Annotated in this window: 1 protein-coding gene; it reads left to right on the forward strand. The window is 48.9% G+C overall.

Features of this window, described 5'->3' with window-relative positions:
• A partial coding sequence (locus ASC50_RS01965; protein ID WP_304518305.1) for a UDP-N-acetylglucosamine--N-acetylmuramyl-(pentapeptide) pyrophosphoryl-undecaprenol N-acetylglucosamine transferase occupies nucleotides 1-599 on the forward strand: 599 nt, incomplete at both ends.

Raw genomic sequence — 599 nt, forward strand, 5'->3', positions numbered from 1 at the left:
AAAAAGCCAACACCATCTGCGTAGCCTACGAAGGCATGGAAGCCTTTTTCCCCGCAAAAAAAATAGTACTGACAGGCAATCCGGTAAGACAAGATTTGCTCATAACAGAAGCAAAAAAGAAAGAAGCCTACACCCATTTCGATTTAGACCCCAACAAAAAAACAATCCTAATAGTAGGAGGCAGCCTGGGAGCAAGAACAATCAACGAAAGCATACTCGCGTACTATGGAGAGCGTGGGCTTAACCCGCAAGGGGAGCATCGCGGGCTTGACCCGCAGGGGGAGAGAGAGCGTCATTGCGGGCTTGACCCGCAGGGGGAGGGGGCGCGTCATTGCGGGCTTGACCCGCAATCCCCTGACAACGTACAAATCATCTGGCAAACAGGCAAGGCATATTATGAGGGGATTGCGGGTCAAGCCCGCAATGACAATGACAAAAAGGAAGGCTCAATTCTAAACTCTAAACTCTACACTCTAAACTCTAAGTATGAGTTTATTTCTCGCATGGATTTAGCCTATTCCATAGCCGACCTGATTATTTCGCGAGCCGGTGCGGGGTCTATTTCCGAATTTTGCTTGTTGGGCAAGCCTGTGATTTTG

It is taken from the genome of Candidatus Symbiothrix dinenymphae, assembly GCF_001431085.1.